At 58.6% G+C, this 1925-nt stretch carries 1 pseudogene; it reads right to left on the bottom strand.

Annotated features, from left to right (window positions below):
- Positions 1–72: 72 nt before the first annotated feature.
- Positions 73–1495 (bottom strand): annotated as a pseudogene (gene ltrA, locus AC1DHT_RS29095) (group II intron reverse transcriptase/maturase).
- Positions 1496–1925: the final 430 nt, after the last annotated feature.

Raw genomic sequence — 1925 nt, forward strand, 5'->3', positions numbered from 1 at the left:
AATCGAGTAGGAGGCGGCTTCACAACCGCCGTCCTCTCACACCACCGTACGTACGGTTCCGTATACGGCGGTTCAGGTTATGCGATTAAGCCGGTTTATCGTATCCAGTATTGAGACCAGCCCGAGTCGATCCCATAGCTTCTTCGGTAGCGCCTGATTCATATGTGACGCTCCCGAGTTCCACCATGGGCCTCGGCCATTGACCGCCGATTTCCACGCCCGCGCCTCGTCGATTCCCAGACGTATCAGGTTGCGCGCCCTCGTAGAGGGCCGCTTCCATTGACGCCATATGACGCAACGAAGTTTGTGACGCACCCAGCCATCAAGCTCCTCAAGTGGCCGCTTGCTCTGACTCAGCTTGAAGTAGCCAGCCCAACCACGCAGCACGGGAGTCATTTGCTCAACGATATATCTCATTGAGTGGGCCCGTACCCGACGCAAGAGTTCCCTGAGTCGGTCGCGCAGGCCGTGCAGGCTTATGCTCGCCACCCTCAGCTTCGGCTGTTTATGCCAGCTCATCCCATAACCCAAGTAATCACAGGCCCAAGGCCGTGCCACACGGCTCTTTTCCCGATTCAGTGTCAGTTTCAGACGCTGAGTCAGGAAGCGCTCAACACTGGCCATGACCCGTTCGCCTGCACGATGACTGCGCACATAAATGTTCGCATCGTCGGCATAGCGCACGAAGCGATGGCCCCGCCGTTCCAGTTCGCGGTCGAGTTCGTTGAGCAGGATGTTCGACAGCAACGGCGAAAGCGGGCCGCCTTGCGGCGTCCCTTCCTGCCGTCGGCTGACGAGTCCACCTGACATCGTTCCCGCTTCAAGATAACGACGGATCAACGTAAGAACGCGTTTGTCTTCGATCTGACGCGCAACATGGGCCATCAGGACATCGTGATTGACCCGATCAAAGAACTTCTCGAGATCAAGTTCCACGCACCAACGGTGTCCCGCCGCCACATGGTCACGGGCTGTTTCGATGGCTYGATGGGCGCTTCTGYCCGGACGAAAACCGTAGCTGTAGTCCGAAAACAAGGGTTCGAAGATCGGCGTGAGCTGTTGCAGCAAAGCCTGCTGGATCAGGCGATCCACGACGCAGGGAATACCCAACTGCCGTGTTCCGCCTTGGGATTTGGGGATGTCGACGGCACGTACACCTTGCGGGTGATATTCGCCAGCCAGCAACCGAGTCTTGAGGATCGGCCAATACTGTTTCACGTAGCCTGCCAATTGGTCGACCGTCATGCCATCGGCACCCGGTGCGCCCTTGTTGCTGACTACGCGTTGATACGCACGCTTGAGGTTGGCGGGTGCAAGCACCCGCTCCATCAGCGTGTCCGGCTCCGCGTTCGTCCACGTCACAGACGCCGCCGATGTCTGCGCACTGACAGCCGCAAGCCCAGGATTCTGTCCAGGACTTGGGGTTACAGTTCTCTTGCGGAGAAATTTCTGCTTTTCCGACATTCGACGAGACTCTGACGCCTACTGGCGGCATAACCTGTTCGGCCCTTGGTGACGGGGTTRCTCGTCACTTACTACGGCCTCGGCTGACTTCTGTAGATTCATCCCGTCGCCTCTCGACGCTCGGTAGCACAGCGGCAAACCTACAGATCTCCCAGGGTAATTCGCGCGACCTTCCTGCTTATGCCTGTCGGATTTACGTCACAGCGTTCCGTGCAAGTATCGGGCTTTGACGGTTTGGGCCGTCTTGCCCCGCTGTGCCGCCTCTATCCGCTTCCTGTTCGTCAGGCCAGCATTTTGCCTCGGGCTTCCTTCAGATTCGCAGTCGCCCGCAACACCCTTGCCTCTGGCTAACACTTCCCCTTGCCGGGTGTGTAGAGGACTTTCACCTCCAAGTCACCAGCGTGGCCACCACAGCCAAACTGGTTGCGCTTGCGCGCAACGCGCCATGCCTGGCGCACCCA

This window comes from Pseudomonas sp. 05N432, assembly GCF_056396945.1.